This window comes from Luteibacter sp. (assembly GCF_035539195.1).
In the GTDB taxonomy this organism is placed as follows: Bacteria; Pseudomonadota; Gammaproteobacteria; order Xanthomonadales; family Rhodanobacteraceae; genus Luteibacter.
On record NZ_DATLIW010000029.1, the window covers coordinates 61,461 to 80,479 of the forward strand.

Annotated in this window: 14 protein-coding genes; 5 read left to right on the plus strand and 9 right to left on the minus strand. The window is 66.0% G+C overall.

Annotation, left to right across the window (positions count from 1 at the left end):
• Positions 1-12 precede the first annotated feature (12 nt).
• Positions 13-807 carry a thymidylate synthase gene (locus tag VM621_RS09390; RefSeq protein WP_325468707.1) on the plus strand — a complete coding sequence of 265 codons (795 nt, stop codon included), beginning with the start codon at positions 13-15 and terminating at the stop codon, positions 805-807.
• On the opposite strand, the gene VM621_RS09395 is transcribed toward VM621_RS09390, so the two are convergent.
• The 3 genes from VM621_RS09395 to VM621_RS09405 are packed head-to-tail and all read right to left on the minus strand — an operon-like array spanning position 765 to position 6,672.
• Complete coding sequence (locus VM621_RS09395; protein ID WP_325468708.1) at positions 765-2,282, minus strand: efflux transporter outer membrane subunit; 1,518 nt, start codon at positions 2,280-2,282, stop codon at positions 765-767. The two genes, VM621_RS09390 and VM621_RS09395, sit on opposite strands and share 43 nt — an antisense overlap.
• An 18-nt stretch (positions 2,283-2,300) precedes the next feature.
• The gene (locus tag VM621_RS09400; protein ID WP_325468709.1) at positions 2,301-3,452 is read right to left on the minus strand and encodes an efflux RND transporter periplasmic adaptor subunit; all 1,152 of its coding nucleotides are present in this window, start codon (positions 3,450-3,452) and stop codon (positions 2,301-2,303) included.
• A 28-nt stretch (positions 3,453-3,480) separates the two neighbouring features.
• Positions 3,481-6,672 (minus strand): efflux RND transporter permease subunit, encoded by a 3,192-nt coding sequence (locus tag VM621_RS09405; RefSeq protein ID WP_325468710.1) that lies wholly within the window; start codon positions 6,670-6,672, stop codon positions 3,481-3,483.
• A gap of 147 nt (positions 6,673-6,819) precedes the next feature.
• Between VM621_RS09405 and VM621_RS09410 the strand changes: the two genes are divergently transcribed.
• On the plus strand, positions 6,820-7,500 hold the full coding sequence (locus tag VM621_RS09410) for a heavy metal response regulator transcription factor (RefSeq protein ID WP_325468711.1): 681 nt from the start codon (positions 6,820-6,822) through the stop codon (positions 7,498-7,500).
• Positions 7,500-8,894: a heavy metal sensor histidine kinase gene (locus VM621_RS09415; RefSeq protein WP_325468712.1), complete on the plus strand. Its 1,395-nt coding sequence runs from the start codon at positions 7,500-7,502 to the stop codon at positions 8,892-8,894. Before VM621_RS09410 ends, VM621_RS09415 begins: the two co-directional genes overlap by 1 nt.
• Before the next feature lie 16 nt (positions 8,895-8,910).
• On the opposite strand, the gene VM621_RS09420 is transcribed toward VM621_RS09415, so the two are convergent.
• Complete coding sequence (locus tag VM621_RS09420; protein WP_325468713.1) at positions 8,911-10,146, minus strand: ABC transporter permease; 1,236 nt, start codon at positions 10,144-10,146, stop codon at positions 8,911-8,913.
• Positions 10,147-10,159: 13 nt separating this feature from the next.
• Entirely contained in the window at positions 10,160-11,467 is a 1,308-nt protein-coding gene (locus VM621_RS09425; RefSeq protein WP_325468714.1) for an ABC transporter permease, read from the minus strand.
• A gap of 292 nt (positions 11,468-11,759) precedes the next feature.
• On the opposite strand from VM621_RS09425, the gene VM621_RS09430 reads away from it, so the two are divergent.
• Positions 11,760-12,248: a dihydrofolate reductase gene (locus VM621_RS09430; protein WP_325468715.1), complete on the plus strand. Its 489-nt coding sequence runs from the start codon at positions 11,760-11,762 to the stop codon at positions 12,246-12,248.
• Positions 12,248-13,180 carry a Nudix family hydrolase gene (locus VM621_RS09435; protein ID WP_325468716.1) on the plus strand — a complete coding sequence of 311 codons (933 nt, stop codon included), beginning with the start codon at positions 12,248-12,250 and terminating at the stop codon, positions 13,178-13,180. Before VM621_RS09430 ends, VM621_RS09435 begins: the two co-directional genes overlap by 1 nt.
• A 5-nt stretch (positions 13,181-13,185) precedes the next feature.
• Here VM621_RS09435 and VM621_RS09440 read toward each other — a convergent pair whose 3' ends face one another.
• From VM621_RS09440 to uvrA, 4 genes are all read right to left on the minus strand, one after another.
• The gene (locus VM621_RS09440) at positions 13,186-13,941 is read right to left on the minus strand and encodes an enoyl-CoA hydratase/isomerase family protein (protein ID WP_325468717.1); all 756 of its coding nucleotides are present in this window, start codon (positions 13,939-13,941) and stop codon (positions 13,186-13,188) included.
• An 83-nt stretch (positions 13,942-14,024) separates the two neighbouring features.
• A complete protein-coding gene (locus VM621_RS09445; protein WP_325468718.1) occupies positions 14,025-15,494 on the minus strand; it encodes a DUF4139 domain-containing protein in 1,470 nt (489 codons plus the stop codon).
• Between the two features lie 83 nt (positions 15,495-15,577).
• Positions 15,578-16,012 (minus strand): thioesterase family protein, encoded by a 435-nt coding sequence (locus VM621_RS09450; protein ID WP_325468719.1) that lies wholly within the window; start codon positions 16,010-16,012, stop codon positions 15,578-15,580.
• Positions 16,009-19,014, minus strand: a complete 3,006-nt coding sequence (uvrA, locus tag VM621_RS09455; RefSeq protein WP_325468720.1) for an excinuclease ABC subunit UvrA — start codon at positions 19,012-19,014, stop codon at positions 16,009-16,011. Before uvrA ends, VM621_RS09450 begins: the two co-directional genes overlap by 4 nt.
• Positions 19,015-19,019: the final 5 nt, after the last annotated feature.

A 19,019-nucleotide genomic window follows, 5' to 3' on the forward strand; every position in this document is an offset into this window, starting at 1 on the left:
TCGTCCCGAGCCATGCAGCCCTACCTGGAACTCCTGCGCCACGTGCGCGACCACGGCACCGAGAAATCGGATCGTACCGGCACCGGCACGCGCAGCGTGTTCGGCTGGCAGATGCGCTACGACCTGGCCAGGGGTTTCCCCCTGGTCACGACGAAGAAGCTGCACCTGCGCTCCATCGTCCATGAGCTGATCTGGTTCCTGCGGGGCGACACCAACGTCGCTTACCTGAAGGAAAACGGCGTCAGCATCTGGGACGAATGGGCCGACGCCAACGGCGACCTCGGCCCCGTATACGGCCGCCAGTGGCGCGCATGGCCGACGGCCGACGGCAAGGTGGTCGACCAGATCGCCTGGGTCGTCGACGAGATCAAGCGCAATCCGGATTCGCGTCGCCTCATCGTTTCCGCGTGGAACGTGGGCGAGTTGCCGAAGATGGCGCTGATGCCCTGCCACACGATGTTCCAGTTCTACGTGGCCAACGGAAAGTTGTCCTGCCAGTTGTATCAGCGCTCGGGCGATATCTTCCTCGGCATTCCGTTCAACATCGCCAGCTACGCGCTGCTCACTCACATGATCGCCCAGGTGACCGGGTTGGACGTGGGCGACTTCGTGCACACGCTGGGCGACGCGCATCTCTACGCGAACCACCTCGAGCAGGCCGACAAGCAGCTTCTTCGCGAGCCGCGGCCGTTGCCGAAGCTCGCGCTGAACCCGGAGGTGACGTCGATCTTCGACTTCCGCTTCGAGGATATCGCCATCGTGGACTACGACCCGTATCCGGCCATCAAGGCGCCTGTGGCGGTTTGAGTCGCCAGGGTTTGCGCCGCATCGGCATGCCAGCCGCCACCGATAGCCTTGATCAGTCGGATGTCCGATTCCAGCTGCCGCCGCGATAGCTCGACATCGGCGCGACGCTGAGCCAGCGCGGTACTTTGGGTGGAGACGACCTCGAGGTAGTCGGTCGCACCGGCCTGGTAGCGAGTGAGGGCCAGCTGCGCCGCGCGATCGGCGGCATCGACGGCCCTGTGCTGTGCCGTGGCTTCGTTGCCGAGTACCCGCAACGACGACAGGTTGTCTTCGACGTCCTGGAACGCCGAAAGCACGGTCTGCCGGTAGTCGGCGGCGGCAGCGTCTTCCTTTGCCTCGGCCTGACGCAGCGCCTGCTTTCGCCGCCCGCCGTCGAACAGCGTGCCGACCAGGGCAGGGCCGATCGACCAGAAGCGACTGGGAAGCGCCGCGAAGCTACCGAGCGTCGACGCCTCGAGGCCACCGGATGCCGAAAGGAGCAAATCGGGGAAGAAGGCCGACGTGGCTTCCCCCACATCCGCATTGGCCGCGGCAACGCGGCGTTCGGCGGCGGCGATGTCGGGCCGGCGCTCCAGCAACGTCGAGGGAAGACCAGCCGGTACGGCAGGCAAGGCGATGGCGGTCGTGGACGCAGGGATGGTGAGGCCGGACGGTGGCATGCCCATCAGCGTGGCGATGGCGTGCTCGAAATGGGCGCGGCTTTCGCCGACGTCCACCCATTGCGCACGGGCGACCTGCAACTGGGTTTCCGCCTGCGCGAGGTCCGCATCGGACGCGATGCCGCCCTTGAAGCGTACCGCCACCAGATCGCGGGCTTTCGTATAGTCGGCCACGGTCTGTTCGAGCAGCGTGGCCTCCGCATCGGCGTCGCGCAGCCCGACGTAGTCGACAGCGAGCTCGGCATGGGTGGCGAGGCTCACTGACGCCAGGTCGGCGGCGCTCGCCTGGTAGCGGGCGTTGGCGGCATCGACCTGATGGCCGATACGGTCGAACAAGTCGGGCTCCCAGCTCACATCCACCTGGGCGTCGTAATCGGAGACGGTCTTGCCGGCCAGCGAGCGTCCGACGACGTTCTGCGAGGTATGGTTGCGCGACGCGTCGACGCCCGCGGTGATCGTCGGGTAGTACGCGGCGCTCGCCTGTCCGGCCTCGGCCTTCGCGGCGCGCAGGTTGGCCACCTGGCGGGCGATGGACGGGTTGCCGGCATCGACGCGCGCCTCGAGCCGGTCGAGCGTCTCGTCGCCGAATGCGCTCCACCAGTCGGCACGATCCACCGCATCGGCGGGATGCGCGGCGACCCAACCGGGTCGAACGTGGCGCGCATCCGCGCCTTCCGCGGGTTGCTCCTTGAATTGCGGAGGGACGTCGATGGAGGGTCGGACGTACGCCGGCCCGGGCGTACAGCCTGCCGCAAGGATGGCTCCGATAACGAAGGCAAGCGTGCCGGCGTTGCGGGGGAAGGACGTCATGCGCATGGTGATTTCCTCGTTCGCTCAGGTCGCATCCGCGGGATGCGTGTTGATGCTCACTGCCTGGCCGTTGCCGATGGCGTCGCCCGGATCGACAACCACGCGCTCGTCACCGCGCAGCCCGGTACGGATTTCAACGCGGGTGCCGAAGTCGCGCCCGAGCGTCACGGGGACCAGTTGCACCTGACCCTTGCTGTCCACGGTGGCCACTTGCACCCCTGTAGGACGAAACAGGAGTGTGTTGGCCGGCAGCGATAGCGCCGCTCCCGGCGATGTCAGCGCAAGCTCGACCTGGGCGTAGGCACCCGGAGGAACGGCCCCGTCGGTGTTGTCCATGTCCACCTCGGTGCGCAGCGTGCGGCTGGCTGGATCGATGGCGCCGGATGTCCGTGCCACGCTTCCCGCGAACGTGCGGCCGGGGAACTGAGGCAAGGTCAGTGTGGCTCGCGAGCCAATGGTCACATCGGTGGCCTCGTCCTGCGGCACGTTGACGAAGACGCGCAGTTTGTCGGTTTCCGCGAGCCTGAAGAGGGCCGCCGGCGTTCCGCCGTTACCCGCATCGACCAGGGCACCGACATCGACGTTGCGAACCGTGACGACACCGTCGAACGGCGCATAGACCTTCTCGAACGACTGCAGCTGCCGGAGGCGCTCGACGTTGGCCTGAGCGGCACCGAGCATGGCCTGCTTCGCCTTCATCGCGCTCACGTTCTCCTCGCTGGACTGTCGGGACACGGCATTGTTCTTGAGCATGTCCTCCCAGCGCGAGGCAGTCACCCGTGCGATGTCGAAGTTTGCCGACGCCGTCGCCGCGTCGGCGCGAGCCTGGGCCAGTTCGGCATCCACCTCGGGGGACTGGATCTCCGCAAGCAACTGCCCCTGGTGGACATGCGTGCCGATGTCGGTCAGCCAGCGACCGAGGTAGCCACTGGTCCGGGCGTAGATATTCGCTTCCTGAAAGGCTTCGACATCGCCCGGAAGCACGAGGGACTGTTGGTTCGGCGCCTTGGTGGGGACCACCACCGCCACCGTCGGCACGCTCAATGCCGCTGTCTGCTTCACCACGGCGGCATGGGCGGACAGGCGGGGAAGGCCGCCCACCGCAAGGGCGATACAGACGACGGCGACAGGCGCAGCGACGAGGAGCCGTGAATGCGACTTGGCAGAAGGTTGCATGGGGGTAAGCATGAGAATGACGCTCCCGTCAGTGCGTGGAAACAGGGGAAGGAAGGACAGCCGGCGCCTTCAGGCGACGCGCGAGCCAGGTGTGCACGGCGGCGAAGATCGTGGGGACGAAAATCAGCGTGGCGACGGTGCCGAACAAAAGGCCACCGATGACCGCACGACCGAGCGGCGCGTTCTGCTCGCCGCCGTCACCGAGCCCGAGGGCCATCGGGAGCATGCCGATGAGCATGGCGAGCGCGGTCATCAGAACAGGGCGGAAGCGCGTGCTTCCCGCATCGAATGCGGCTTCGACAGGATGGGCGCCGTCGTGCAGTCGGTCACGTGCGAAGCTGACCACGAGAATGCTGTTGGCCGTCGCGATGCCGATGCACATGATGGCGCCGGTCAGGGCCGGGACGCTGACCGTCGTGCGCGTGACGAACAGGATCCACGCCATGCCGGCCAGCGCACCCGGCAAACCGCCGATGATGACCAGTGGATCGGTCCACGACTGAAAGTTCACCACCATCAGCGCGTAAACGAGGAGCACGGCGAACGCGAGCCCGAGCAACAGACCCGAGAACGACGCCTGCATCGTTTGCACCTCGCCGCGCACCGTAATGCTCGAGCCGGCGGGAAGCTGGGCGCGTGCCTGGGTGACGAGACGATCGACGTCGGCGGCGACGGCACCCAGGTCGCGGCCCTGTACACCCGCGAAGACATCGATGACCGGCTGCACGTTGTAATGCGACACCACGGCGTCCTGCGACGTGCGGGTCAGCGTGCTCAACGAGCCGAGGATTGGCGAGACCTGCTTGCCGGTGGCATTGCCGGTGAGCGGAATGTTGTTCAGGGCCTGCAGTGAATCGATGTCGTACTGCGGCGCCTCCGTCATCAGCGGATAGCTGACGCCGTTCTTCGGATTCAGCCAGAAATTGGGCGACGTCTGCGAGCTTCCGGAAAGCGCGATGAGCAGGTTCTGCGCGATGGTTCGCTGCGGAAAGCCGGCCTGGATGGCTTTTACCCGATCCACATCGACGTCGATGGAAGGCGCGTCGTCGGGCTGCTGGATGCGCGGATCGACCAGGCCGTCGACATGGCGCATTCCGGCAACCAGTTGCTCGGCGATCTTTCGGTTGCCCGTCTTGTCGGTGCCCACCACCTGCACGTCGATCGGCGAAGGCAAGCCGAAATCCAGGGTCTGGCTGATGATGTCGGCGGGAAGGAACGAGAAGGTCACACCGGGGAAATCGCGATTCAGGCGATACCTGAGAGCCGTGACGAACGCCGCCGTGGGACCGTGGCCGGCCTTCAGCGATATCAGTATATCCGCGTCCGCGGAGCCGACCGGCAGCGACGAGTCGTAGGTCATGTTGATGCCGCTCACCGGGAGGCCGATGTTATCGAGCACGCTGCCGAGCTGAGCCGACGGAATGACGCGGTGGACATCCTGCTCGACCAGATCCACGATGCGGGCGGTCTGTTCGATCCGTGTCCCGGTGCGGGCGCGCATGTGCAGGCGGATCTCGCCTGTGTCCGATGTCGGGAAGAAGTCGCGGCCGAGGAAGGGTATGAGCAGCAACGACCCGGCGCAAACGACGATGAACACGGCGCCAAGCCGACGCGGATGGGCGATGACGATTCGCAAGGCCGCCTGGTAGCGCACATGCAGGCGCTCGAAACCTGCTTCGAAACGTTGCTGGAACCGGCGCAGCACACCGGGGCGACCCTCGTCACCCTCGGGTGCGGGACGGTCGTTACGTAGCATGTACATGGCCAGCGTCGGGATCAGGGCGCGAGAGAAGAAGTACGACGCCAGCATCGCGAAGACGACGGCTTCGGCGAGGGGCACGAACAGGTAACGGGCCACGCCGGAAAGAAGGAACATCGGCAGGAAGACGATGCAGATGGAGAGGGTCGACACGAGCGTGGGCAGGGCGATCTGTGCCGAGGCATCGACGATCGCGTCGCGTAGCCCCTTGCCCATGTCGCGGTGGTGGCTGATCGCTTCGATCTCCACCGTGGCATCGTCGACGAGGATGCCCACCGCCAGCGCAAGGCCGCCCAGCGTCATGATGTTGATGGTCTGGCCGAGCACGGAGAGCACGATCAGCGAGGTGACCACCGACAACGGAATGGTGATCGCGATGATCAGCGTGGACCGCCAGCTGCCGAGGAACAGCAGGATCATGATCGCGGTGAGGCCGGCGGCGATCATGCCTTCGCGGACGACGCCGCTCACGGCCGAGCTGACGAAGACGGACTGGTCGGAGACCGGTTTGACCTCGAGCGCTTTGGGCAGGCCCGCGGTGATCTTCGGCAGCAGGCTCTTGACCGATGCGATGATGTCGAGGGTCGACGCATCGCCGGACTTCTCCACCTGGAGCAGCGCCGATCGCGTCCCGTCGACCCGCACGATATTCGTTTGCGGCGCGAAACCATCGCGCACCGTCGCGATGTCACGCAGGTAGGTCACGCCGCCCGCCGTCGCCTTCACCGGTATCAGGTTCAGCGCGTCGACCGAGGACGGGCTACCGTTGAGATTCACGTTGTACTCGAGCGCACCGATCTTCGCCGTGCCACCGGGGAGAATCAGGTTCTGCGCGTTCACCGCGTTGACGACATCCAACGGTGCGAGGCCATGGGCCTGCAAGGACTTGGGGTCGATATCGACCATGATCTGCCGGACCTTGCCACCGAAGGGCAGCGGAATGGCCGCACCCTGCACCGTGGCGAGCTGCGTGCGGATGAAATTGTTACCGAGGTCGTACAACTGCTGCTCCGGCAGCGTATGGCTGGACAGGGCCAGCTGCAGGATCGGCACGGTCGACGCGTTGTATGAGATCACCAGCGGCGGGAGGGTGCCCGGCGGGAGCACGCGGAGGATCGACTGCGCGTTGGCCGATGCTTCCGCGATCGCACGGTTGATGTCCGCGCCTTCATGGAAGTAGACCTTGATGACGGCCACGCCATTGACCGTCTGCGATTCGACGTGCTCGATGTTGTCGACGTCGGAGGTCAACGCACGTTCGTAGGGCGTCGTGATGCGGTTGGCCATGTCGTCGGCCGAGAAGCCGTTGAACGACCAGACGATGCTCAACACCGGAATGTTGATGTTCGGAAAGATGTCGGTCGGCGTGCGAAGCACCATGAGCGGACCGATGATGGCCAGGAGCAGCGCCATCACAATGAAGGTATATGGCCGCCGAAGCGCCAGTTGGACGATCCACATGGGGGTTCCGCCTTGGGCAGTTTGGGTCGTCCGGAAGACTAGGTTCCCAGGCCTTGCGCGCTACTGACGGGTTCCTGACAATTCTGTAATCACGCTCGCCGGAGGCCGGATGTATGATCGGATCCAGCACCACATGCGAGATCCGCCATGCGCCTTCTGGTCATCGAGGACGAAAAGAAAGCCGGTGAATATCTGAAGAAGGGGCTGGAAGAATCCGGCTTCACCGTCGATGTCGTGGCTAACGGCATCGACGGTCTCCATCAAGCGCTGGAGGACGACTACGACCTTCTTGTCCTCGACGTCATGCTCCCGGGAATGGACGGTTGGGAGGTCCTGCGCCGTCTTCGCTTGAAGAAAGAAACCCCCGTTTTGCTGCTTACGGCTATCGACGAACTGGAAGAACGTGTTCGCGGCCTCGAACTCGGCGGCGACGATTACATGGTGAAGCCATTCGCCTTCGTCGAACTGCTGGCGCGTATCCGTACGTTGCTTCGTCGCGGGCCGCCGCGCGACATCGAGCAGGTCGACATCGGTGATCTCTCGATCGACGCCGTCCGCCGTCGCGTGCGCCGCAACGGGCAGCGTGTCGACCTCACACCGAAGGAATTCTCGCTGCTCCAGTTGCTGGCGCGCCGCCGTGGCGAGGTGCTTAGTCGCACGCAGATCGCTTCCTACGTATGGGACATGAATTTCGACAGCGACACGAATGTCGTCGAGGTCGCGATCCGGCGCCTGAGAGCGAAGATCGACGATGGCCATGAGGCGAAGCTCATCCATACCGTCCGCGGCATGGGCTACGTCCTCGACGACCGCCACGAGGACAGGTGATGGCCCGCATGTCCCTGGCCGCCCGGCTGACCGCCACGTTTCTCGTGATCATGACGGTGTGCTTCGTGCTCGTGGGACTTCTTCTGTACAGGGCTGCCGAACAGCGCGGCCATGAGCAGGACGACACCAACCTCGTGCTCTCCGCGCGGCACCTCCGGCGGTTGGTCGCCGAACTCGATTCGCTCGGTGAGCTGAAGGCTCATCAGGACAGGATGGTGATAAGCGTTCTGGGCGATACCAGCAACGCGTTGCGCATAGTGGACGATTCAGGCCAGGCGCTCGTCGACTACAACCCGAGTGGGTTCCCGCTCGACGTCCGGGCGCCCGTTCCCGCCGACCAGCGCGTCGTCGCGGACAATTTGCGTACATGGCGTGGCGACGACGGGGTGCCGATACGTGGGGTGGCCGTCACCGGACAGGTGCGCGACGGCGCGCATGTAACCATCGTTGTCGCCCGGTCGCTCTCCGACCGCGAGGCGGTGCTCCACCGATATGGCCGGGACATGGCCTTGCGCTTGTTGGCCGGCATGGTGGCCGCCATCGTATTGAGCCATTTGCTCGTGAGACGTGCGTTGCGGCCTCTTCGCGCCATGGCGTCGGACGCCGCGATGATCACGGCGCAGAGTTTGCAGACCCGGCTTTCCGCAGGTGGCGCGCCGGCGGAATTGCATGCCCTGACCGATGCACTGAACGCCATGCTCGATCGGCTCGAAGGAGGCTTCACGCGCGTGTGGCAGTTCACCGTGGACCTCGCCCACGACCTGCGTACGCCGATCGGCAATCTGCGCGGCACCAATGAAGTGGCCCTGACGCGCACACGCACCGCCCCGGAGTACCAGGCATTGTTGGGTTCCAACATCGAGGAATGCGATCGCGTGAGCCGCACGATCGAGAACGTCCTGTTCCTGGCGCGCGCGGACAACCCGCAATTCGCCTTGCAATGCGTTTCGCTCGATGTCGCCGTCGAGCTGGAGCGCATCGCCGAGTACTTCGAAGGTATCGCGTCCGAGAGGCAGGTGGCCATCCAGACACTGGGCACCGCCCATCTCAGCGCGGATCGGGACCTCTTTCGCCGTGCGGTGAGCAACCTTCTCTCCAACGCCCTGCGGTACACGCCGCCGATGGAGACGATCACGCTGCGAACGGCCGCGGTGGATGACATGGTCGTTGTCGCGGTGGAGAATCCGGGAGACGGCATCCCGCCCGAACACCGGGAAAAACTGTTCGACCGCTTCTACCGCGTGGACCGCTCGCGTAGCGATTCGGCCAACTCGACCGGCCTGGGGCTGTCGATCGTCAAGAGCGTCATGGAGCTGCACGGTGGCAGGGTGGCGGTCGAGAGCGAGGTCCAAGGCGTCACGCGGTTCGTCCTGTGGTTTCCGAATCGCTCCTAGCTCACGCCAAGGCAGTTCAGACGCTTCGCGTCGCTTCCACCGGCGGGACTCGGGAGGCGCGCCGCGCGGGCGACAGCACCGCCAGTTGCCCGAGCAAGAGCAGGATCGCCGTTCCGCTTCCCACGTAGACCAGCGAGAGCCGCGAGGTCTCGAAAGCACGCATCATCCAGGCGTTGAGCGCGAAGGCCAGCACGACGCCGGCCAGGGCCCCCGCCATGCTGATAAGCCCGTTCTCGGTGAGGAAGTACACGAGGATATCGCGACGCGTCGCCCCCAACGCACGACGGATGCCGATCTGACGGCGTCGTTGGCCCACCCAGAAGCTGGTCAGCCCCACGATACCCGCGGCGGTGACCACGAGCAGGGTGACGCAGATGCCGCCAAGCATCCAGGCCAGGCCACGGTCGCTGCGGTAGGCCATCTCCCGCACTTGGCGAAATGCCATCACGCCATGCGGTGAAGGAACGACGCGGCGCGTGCTCTGTGCCTTCAGTGCGTCGGGCACCGCGCGCAGGAGCGCGGGCAGCCGGCCAGGTTGTGCACGTATGACGAAGAACGCACCGCTGCCCGTCAGATGCATCGGCACGAAGATCGAGTCTTCCCAGTAGATGTCATCGGAGCTGTTGGTCTGCGGCGTCTGCACGTGCTCGACGATGCCGACGATCGTGCTCGGGCGCGCATCGCTGTTTCCGATGTAGAGCGACTTGCCGAGCGCATGGCCGTCGGGGAACGCGCGTTTCGCCAGGGCCCGCGTGACGATGATCGAAGGCGCGTCGGGGCTGCCGTTCGGTACCAGGGCGCCGATCTCGTCGGGGCGGAAGTTGCGCCCTTCGGCGACCTTTACTCCGAGCGTGTTCAACGCATGGTCGTCGACGAAGTAGATCGACGCCCCTTCGCTGACGAAATGCGAACTGGCGGGGTCGAGTCGGATGCCGCTCTGCCAAGCGCCGCCGACCAGGGGATACGCGTTGGTCGCATAGGCATCGGCGACCCCGGGCATGGCACGCAACATGGCGACGTCGGCTGCCTGGCGCGCAGGGATTTCCGCAGCGGGCGAAACCCAACGGTTGTTCACCACCATGATGTCGTTTTCGGCGATGCCGGTGTCGCGCGACAGCCGTTGCAAGCGCTGCTCGATGACGAACAGCGCATTGCAGACGACGGCGAGCGTCAGCGCCACCTGTACGGCAATGAGGATGGCACCGGCCTTGTGATGGCGGAGCGCGGCGAGAATGGGACGGATGGGTGGCATGGGGTGCTCCGGGTCAGCTGGCTTTGAGTTGCCATGCCGGCTGCACCCGTGAGGCGCGCCAGGTGGGATAGAACGCCGCGACGAGAGTGCTGACCAGCGCGACAAGGACAGTGAGGCCGAGCAGGGGCAGGTTCATGTGGACGAGAGCGGCGATCGCGGGGTCGAACACGGCGCCGATGCACAGGGTGCCTAACGCGGTGAGGATCACGCCGAGCGCGCCGCCGGCCAGGCCGACCGAGGCGGCCTCGAGCAGGAATTGTGCATAGATGGCGCCACGGGACGCGCCAAGCGCCCGGCGAATGCCGATCTCCGGCGCGCGCCGCATGAACTTCGCAAGCAGTAAGCCGATGACGTTGACCAGGCAGATGACCAGGAAGGCGGCGGAGACCAGCACGCTCATGCGCGCTTCCGCCGGCACGACCTTCCGGAATTCCAGCCACTCCAGCACGTTGCGCAGCCGTACGTTCGGTGCCCACGCAAAACGGCCGCTGCGTGTCTGCTCGGCCGCGTAGTCGTGCAGGAACTGTCGGTATGAAGCCGCGCTCGCCGCGTCGGGAAGCTCGGCCCAGAAGCTGATGAAGATGCACTCGGAATGGACGAAATTGTCCCAGCCAGGCTTGGACGGCCGGTTGCATACATTGCCGCCCGCGGGTTCACGACCGTCGGCGATGGCGCGTGCGAAGGGCATGTAGATCTCGCCGAGGTCGCCGAAGCCTTTCTGTCGCGTGTCCAGGTCGAAGAAACGTGGTCGGGTATCCCAGGTATCGGTGACGCCGACGATGCGAAAGCGCGTGCCCTCGAGGTCGATCTCGCGTCCCACGCTGTTGGCGCCGCCGAACATGCGGTCGTTGAGGCTCCTGCCGATGACCACCACCCGCGCGCTACCCGCATCGTCGGCCGCCGACCAGGGCGCGCCGAAGAGGAAGGGCACGTCGAACATGGGAAACATGTCGGCCTGCACGGCATAACCGCGTGCAGGCGAGGCCATCGTGTTGGGCTCGTCCGCGACGATCGACACGCCGATAGGGTACAGCGGCGTCTGCCGCTTCGCCTTGTGTGCGTCCACCAGCGCCGTCGCATCGCGCCAGGTGAGCCATGGCAGCGGATCGCCGTCGCTGTTTTCCGGGCCGTAGTTGTCGATCTGCGCGATGAACAGCTGCGACGACTTCTCCGGGATGGGATCGCCCGAGGTCACGCGGAACACGGCGTAACTGGTCATCGACGCCGCGACGCCTATCGCGATGACCAGCACCATCAACAGCGTCAGGACCGGATTGCGTTTGAGACTGCGAAGTCCGAGCTGCATGTAGTAACCGAACATCGTTGGCGATCCCTGTGGTGTCTTCCCCAACGCAGGCTAGCAAGGTGTATGCCACGGGCCCCGCCGCACCGCGCCGCGACCTTCGCCGGCTTGGGCCTGTCCGCGGACAGACGTCCGGCGGACAGGCGGACGTGAGCCCGTCCAGAGGGCGCCACGTCGAAAGCGTCATCGGGGTGGTTCCATCGTGGGAATCAAACAGGCGTTAGTTTCTTCATCACACTTGGAGGACTACTATGCGGACCGCAAGGGCCGCCGTGTGCGCCCGTTCCACCTCCCATTCGAAGGAAGCTTCATGTCCGTTCACCTGGTTGCCGCGCTCGACGAGAACTTTGCTATCGGCAAGCAGGGAGGCCTGCCCTGGCACCTCCCCGAAGACCTGCGTCACTTCAAGCGCCTGACCACGGACAAAGCCGTGCTGATGGGCCGCAAGACCGCCGAATCGATCGGCAAGGCGCTCCCCGACCGGGTGAACTACGTGCTCTCCCGCAAGGGTGAGGCACCGTACCCGGGCCAGATCACCGTGCGTTCGGTGGCCGAGGCCCAGGCCAGCTGCAACCACGCCGGCCTCATGGTCATCGGCGGCGGCGAAGTGTTCCGCGAGGCGCTCCCGTACGCGCGCACGCTGTACCTCACCTGGGTCTACGCCGCGGTGGATGGCGCCGACGTCTTCTTCCCGGGCATCGATTTCAAGGAATGGGCCGAGGTGTCGCGCGTGCACCACAAGGCCGACAAGGAGCACGCCCACTCCTTCGACATGGTCGAATACGTCCGGAACGTCTGATGCATGTGGTCGCCGGCGTCCTCGTCGATGGCGCCGGACGGATCCTCATCGCCCAACGCCCGCCCGGCAAGCACCTGGCGGGCGTGTGGGAGTTTCCGGGGGGCAAGCTCGAGCCGGGTGAAACGCCGTTGGTCGCGCTCGAGCGCGAACTCGACGAGGAGCTGGGTATCGCCGTCGACCCATTCTCGCTCGAGGCACTCGTGCGCATCCCGTGGCGTTACGGCGAGCGCGGCTTGCTGCTGGAAGCGATCCTCGTGCGCGCCTGGTCGGGTGAACCGAAGGCACTCGACGCCGCGGAGATCCGCTGGCTGGATCCACGCGATATCGACCCGGCGATCCTGGCACCGGCGGACCGTCCGATCCTGGCCTCGACGCGATTGCCGTCGCACTATCCGATCACGCCACCTGACGTTTCCGCCCAGGAGGCGGTCGATTTGCTGACCAGCGCACTGGCGCGGGGCGAGCGCTTGCTTCAGCTGCGCCTGCCCGGGTTGCCGGTGGAGGCGGTGCGTGCCGTGGTGGAGCGGTTGCTCCCGACGTTGCGCGCGCATCGGGCGATCGTGCTGCTCAATCGGGATATCGAGGGGGCGCTCGCCTTCGGCGAGGGCGTAGGCGTGCATCTGGCCGCCTCGCAGCTGCATGCGCTGGACGCGAGGCCGCTACCGTTGTCGCAGACGGTTGCCGCGTCCTGTCACGATGCGGTCGAGCTCGCGCTCGCGTCCGCGATCGGCTGCGACTTCGCCACACTGTCGCCCGTGCATGCCACGGCCAGCCATCCGGCCGCCGAACCGCTGGGCTGGCCGCGCTTTGCGCAACTGGTCGAGGCCGCTTCGTTGCCGGTCTACGCGCTGGGCGGCCTCGGGCCCGACGACGGGATGGACGCGCGGCTGCATGCCGCGCAGGGCGTCGCGGGGATTCGCGGGTTTCTCTGAGCCGGTTATTTGGACTTCAGTCGGGCGACAAGGGCCTTCAGGACACCTTGTGTCTCATCGGCGAAGAAGTCGTCGATGAACCCCGGATCGAGCAGATCGGTCGTATCGCCCCACACCTCGACCAGGTCGGCACGCGCGATCGCGCGTGTACGCAGCATGGCGTTGGGAGGCAGTTTAAGCATGTCGGTCATCCACATCACGGCACGCTGCACGACCTGTTCCACCGTGGCGAGTTCGTCCACCAGGCCGATCGCGTGCGCTTGCTCGGCATCGACCATGGCCCCGGCGACGACCAGGCGCTCGGCGCGGTAATTGCCGACGATACGGCGCATGGCGAACTGGATCGGCTCGGGCACGGACAGGCCGACCTGCACTTCGTTGAGGCCGATCTTGTAGGGGCCGTGCGCCATGATCCGGTAGTCGCAGAACAGCGCGACGACGGCACCGCCGGCAGGGCTGTGGCCGGTGATCGCGGCCACGGTCGGAATGCTCGATGCGGCGATCGCGCCGCAGAGGGCGAAGAATTCGTTCCAGAACGCCTGCACGCCCGCACGATCGCGCTGGATCAGGGCGGGAACGTCCACCCCCGCGGAGAACATGCCCTGCGCACCGGAGAGGACGATGCCGCGAGCGCCATGGGAAGGCGCTTCGACGATGGCTTCGCGAAGCGCGCGCACGAGGTTGATGTCGAACGCGTTGACCGGGGCGCGCGCCATGCGGATTTCATGGATGCCGCCGTCGTGCGGAAGAATGTCGAGCATGGGCGCGTGTCCGTCGGGAATGGTGAGGTAAGTATGACCGGGCAGTGCGGCGAGGGCATGCCGCACTGCGGTCGTCCGCAGGCTCAAGGGTGCGGCAGGTCGGCGGCGGTCCAGGAGTAGCGCAGGGTGTAGTCGAGATTGACCGAACCATTGGCCGGCACCTCCACCTTGAACTCCAGCAGCTCCGGTGTGGACTTTGTCGGCTTGACCGACGACGACGTGACCGCCCACTCGCGCCAACGGCTCGGGTGCTCGCGCACCGTGATCGTACGGCTGGTCTGCCCCGCGTTGGTGAGGACGATGCGTGTGCCTTCATCCATGCGATGCGAGGCGGCGTCCGCGCTGAACGACGTCTGCTCGCGCGTCGCGCCGAGGTCGAAGGCGTTACCGAGGGAGACGGTCGCATCCTTGTTCTTCGGGGTATCGTCCAGGCGCCCCTCGCCGAGCAGTTCGGCATTGCCGTCGCGATCGGTGGTCAACACGCGGACATAGCCGGCGGGCAGCGCATCGAAGGCCTTGAAACGCAGGTTCGAAACGATCTGCGTGCTTGGCGGCATGCCGATGTCGCGTTCCAGGCGCGGCTGGTTGCCGTAGTAACGCATGTTGGTGTCGTAGACGGCTTCGCGTTCGCAGTCCAACGTGCGGCTCTCGTACAGCGGTGTCTGCGTCACGCTGCCATCGGGCAGATCGACTGCCGCGGGCAGGGTGTAGGTGCGCAGGTCGCCGAGCGTGGCCTGGCGTGGTTCCATCGGTGCGGCGTCCATGGCCATCGCCGCGGGTGCGGCGCGGGCCATGAACAGCTTGTCCCGCACCGGCGGCGCCTTGGCGCGCTGCGCGTCGCCGGCGACGAGCTTCAGCGAGACATCCTTCCAGTCGCGTCCGCTGCGGTTGGCGATACTGGCGGACGCATCGAAGTTCATCTTGCAGGTGGCGCCGGGGGCAACCGTCGCCACATAGGCGCCGCGCCAGCCCAGGCCGGAAGTCGGGTAGTCGAGCTGCGCGGTGCTGTTGCCGGCGCTGCCGCCGGCCACCCGGACCTGCAGCGTGGAGCCACGGGCGAAGTCGGTGGCGTCGGCCGCACGCAGCGCCGCGTAGTCCTTGATCAGGCTGGCCTGGCCGTTGGCTTCGCGAATCACCAGGGCGTCGCCGCCACGAACCAGCGTGCCGCTGGCGATGGGCTGGCCGGTGGTACCGATGGCGGTCACGTTATGACCGACCAGTCCTGCCACGGCGCCGTCGAAACCCTGGCCGAGCAGCAGCCGCTGCGACACCACGCGCGTCCCCTTGCCGGGAAAGCGTAGCGAGAGGGCTTCGCTGTCCAGCGCCGCAGGGAGACCGTCGATGGAGAGATCCTGGGTGCCGCCCTTCAGGTCGAAGCCGCGGCGCTCGTGGACCACGGCATAACCGTCGCTGGAAACGGCTTCGCCGTTGGTGGCGAAGAGCTGATCGCCCTCGGCGCGGTAGAGGGTGAGCGCGGTGCGCTCGTCGGTGGCGGCGAAGGCGGGCAGCGCGACGGCACCGGCGATCGCGAGAACGAGTAAACGACGCGACATAGGTCTCTCTCCGTGATGATCCTGCGGGATCATACCGGGGAGAAATGAACGGCGTGGGATCAGGCGATGTCGGAGCCGGCGCGTCAGGCGTTCTGCGCGTCGGCCACGGCATCGCGAATCACCTGCGGCAGGGGCACGGGCCGGCCGGTCTTCGTGTCGATCCAGACCACGGTGACGCTGCCGTCCGCGTGGATCTTCGTCGCATCCTGGGTATCGACGATGCGATGGCCGACCGTCATCGAGCTGTTGCCGAGACGGTTGACGAACAGCTCGATCTGGATATCCGCCGGCCATTCGATCGGCAGGCGATAGTTGATTTCGCTATGCGCCATCACCGGCGCGCCTTCCTCGCTGTACCACTTGCCTGGCAGCGTCTGCAGCCATTGCAGACGCGCTTCCTGGAGGTAGACCAGGTAGTTCGCGTTGTTGACGTGGCGGTAGGCGTCCATATCCTGCCAGCGAACGTCCATCGGCGTGATGAACAGCGGGACAGGTGTGTTCGAAGCGTCGGTGCTCATGCGGTTCGTTTCTTCTTCGCGGCCGGGGCCGCCTTCGCGGTGGATTTGGGAGGTGCGGCTTTCTTCGCGGGAGCCGACGCTTTGGCGGGCGCCTTCGTCGGAGCCTTAGTGGCAGCCGTCTTGGCGACGGCGGTCTTGGCATCCGGTTTGCCGGCGGCCTTCGCCGCCGCTGCGGAAGCCGGTGCCAGGTGTGACTTAAGGAAGCGGCCGGTATGCGATTCCTTCGTCGCCGCGACCGTTTCCGGCGTGCCGCTGACCAGGATGCGCCCGCCGCCCGAGCCACCCTCGGGGCCAAGATCGATCAGCCAGTCGGCTGTCTTGATCACGTCGAGGTTGTGCTCGATCACGACGACGGTATTGCCGTGCTCGACCAGCTTGTGCAGTACGTCGAGCAGTTGCTCGATGTCGTGGAAGTGCAGGCCGGTGGTCGGCTCGTCGAGGATGTAGAGCGTGCTGCCGGTGTCTCGCTTGGACAGCTCCTTCGACAGCTTCACGCGCTGCGCTTCGCCACCGGACAGCGTTGTCGCGCTCTGGCCGAGCTTGATGTAATCCAGGCCCACGGCACGCAGTGTTTCCAGCTTGCGCGCGATCACCGGCACCGGCTCGAACAGCTTGAACGCGTCTTCCACCGTCATGTCGAGGACGTCGGCGATGGTATGGCCCTTATAGAGCACCTCGAGCGTTTCGCGGTTGTAGCGCTTGCCGTGGCAGACATCGCAAGGCACGTACACGTCGGGAAGGAAGTGCATTTCCACCTTGATCATGCCGTCGCCCTCGCAGGCTTCGCAGCGACCGCCACGCACGTTGAAACTGAAGCGGCCCGGCGTGTAGCCGCGCTGGCGCGACTCCGGTACCTGCGCATAAAGCTCGCGCAGCGGCGTGAACAGGCCGGTATACGTCGCCGGGTTCGAGCGGGGCGTGCGGCCGATCGGCGACTGGTCGATATCGACCACCTTGTCGAACAGCTCGAGGCCTTCGATCGACTCATACGGCGCCGGTTGTTCGCCCGCGCCGTTGAGCTCCATCGCAGCGAGGCGATAGAAGGTGTCGTTGATCAGCGTGGACTTGCCCGAACCGGACACGCCCGTGACGCACGTGAAGGTGCCGACCGGTATGCGGACGTCGACATCCTTGAGGTTGTTGCCGGTGGCGCCCTTGAGCTCGATCCACTGGTCGTCGCGCGGTAGGCGGCGCTTCTTCGGCACGCGGATCCCGCGCTCGCCGGTCAGGTACTTCGCCGTCACCGACCGCGGCGAGGCGAGGATGTCCTCCAGCGAACCTTCGCCGACGATCTCGCCGCCATGCACGCCCGCGCCGGGCCCGATATCGAGGATATGGTCGGCGGCGCGGATCGCGTCCTCGTCGTGCTCGACCACGATCACCGTATTGCCGAGGTCGCGCAGGCGGGTGAGCGTGCCGAGCAGGCGCTCGTTGTCGCGCTGGTGCAGGCCGATCGACGGCTCGTCGAGCACGTACATCACGCCGACCAGGCCGGCACCGATCTGGCTGGCCAGGCGGATGCGCTGCGCTTCGCCACCGGACAGCGAGTCCGCCTGGCGATCCAGCGTCAGGTAGTTCAGGCCCACGTCGTTGAGGAAGGTCAGGCGCTCGCGAATCTCCTTGACGATCTTCACGGCGATCTCGCCGCGCCAGCCCGGCAGCTTCAGGCTTTCGAAGAAGCCGAGGGCGTGGTCGATGGCCAGCGAGGTGAGTTCGGGGATCGCGCGGTCGGCGACGAACACGTTACGCGCCGACGGATTGAGGCGCTGGCCGCCGCAGTCGGGACAGGGATGGTCCGCGATGTAGCGTGACAGCTCCTCGCGTACGGCGGCCGATTCGGTCTCGCGGTAGCGACGTTCCAGGTTGGGCAGGATGCCCTCGAACTTGTGCTCGCGGGTGACCTTGCCGCCACGGTCGGTGATGTAGCGGAACGGGATGACGTCCTTGCCCGAACCGTTGAGCACGGCGTTCTGCATTGTCTTGGGCAGCTCGCGCCATGGCGTTTCCGGGTCGAAGCCGTAGTACTTCGCCAGCGAGACGATCAGCTGGAAATAGTGGGCGTTGCGTCGGTCCCAGCCGCGGATCGCGCCGCCGGCGAGACTGAGCTCGGGGTGGCCGACCACGCGCGACGGGTCGAACACCTGGGTCACGCCCAGGCCGTCGCAGGTCGGGCAGGCGCCGACCGGGGAGTTGAACGAGAACAGGCGTGGCTCCAGCTCCGGCAGCGAGTAATCGCACAGCGGGCAGGAGTATCGCGAGGAGAACAGCTGCTCCGGTGCCTTGGCGTCGTCCATGTCGACCAGGACGACGATGCCGTCGCCCAGGCGCAGGGCGGTCTCGAAGGACTCGGCCAGGCGCTGCTTGATGTCTTCGCGCGGGCGGAAGCGATCGATCACCGCTTCGATCGTGTGCTTCTGGCGCAGGGTGAGCGGCGGCACGGCGTCCAGGTCGTATACCTCGCCGTCGACACGGGCACGGACGAAGCCCTGCGCCCGGAGCTGGTCGAACACCTGAACGTGCTCGCCCTTGCGCTCGCGGATCACCGGCGCCAGCAGCATCCAACGCTTGTCGGCGTCCAGCGCCATCGCGGTGTCGACCATCTGGCTGACGGTCTGGGCCTCCAGCGCAATGCCGTGGGTCGGGCAGCGAGGCGTGCCGACTCGCGCGTAAAGCAGGCGCAGGTAGTCGTACACCTCGGTGATCGTACCGACGGTGGAGCGGGGGTTGTGGGAGGTCGACTTCTGCTCGATCGAGATGGCCGGCGAGAGGCCTTCGATCGTGTCCACGTCCGGCTTTTCCATCATCGAGAGGAATTGCCGCGCGTAGGCGGACAACGACTCGACGTAGCGACGCTGGCCTTCGGCATAGATCGTGTCGAAAGCCAGCGAGGATTTGCCGGACCCGGACAGCCCCGTAATCACGATCAGGCGATCGCGGGGCAGGTCGAGGTCGATATTCTTGAGATTGTGCGTGCGGGCGCCGCGGATGCGAATGCTGTCCATGTGCC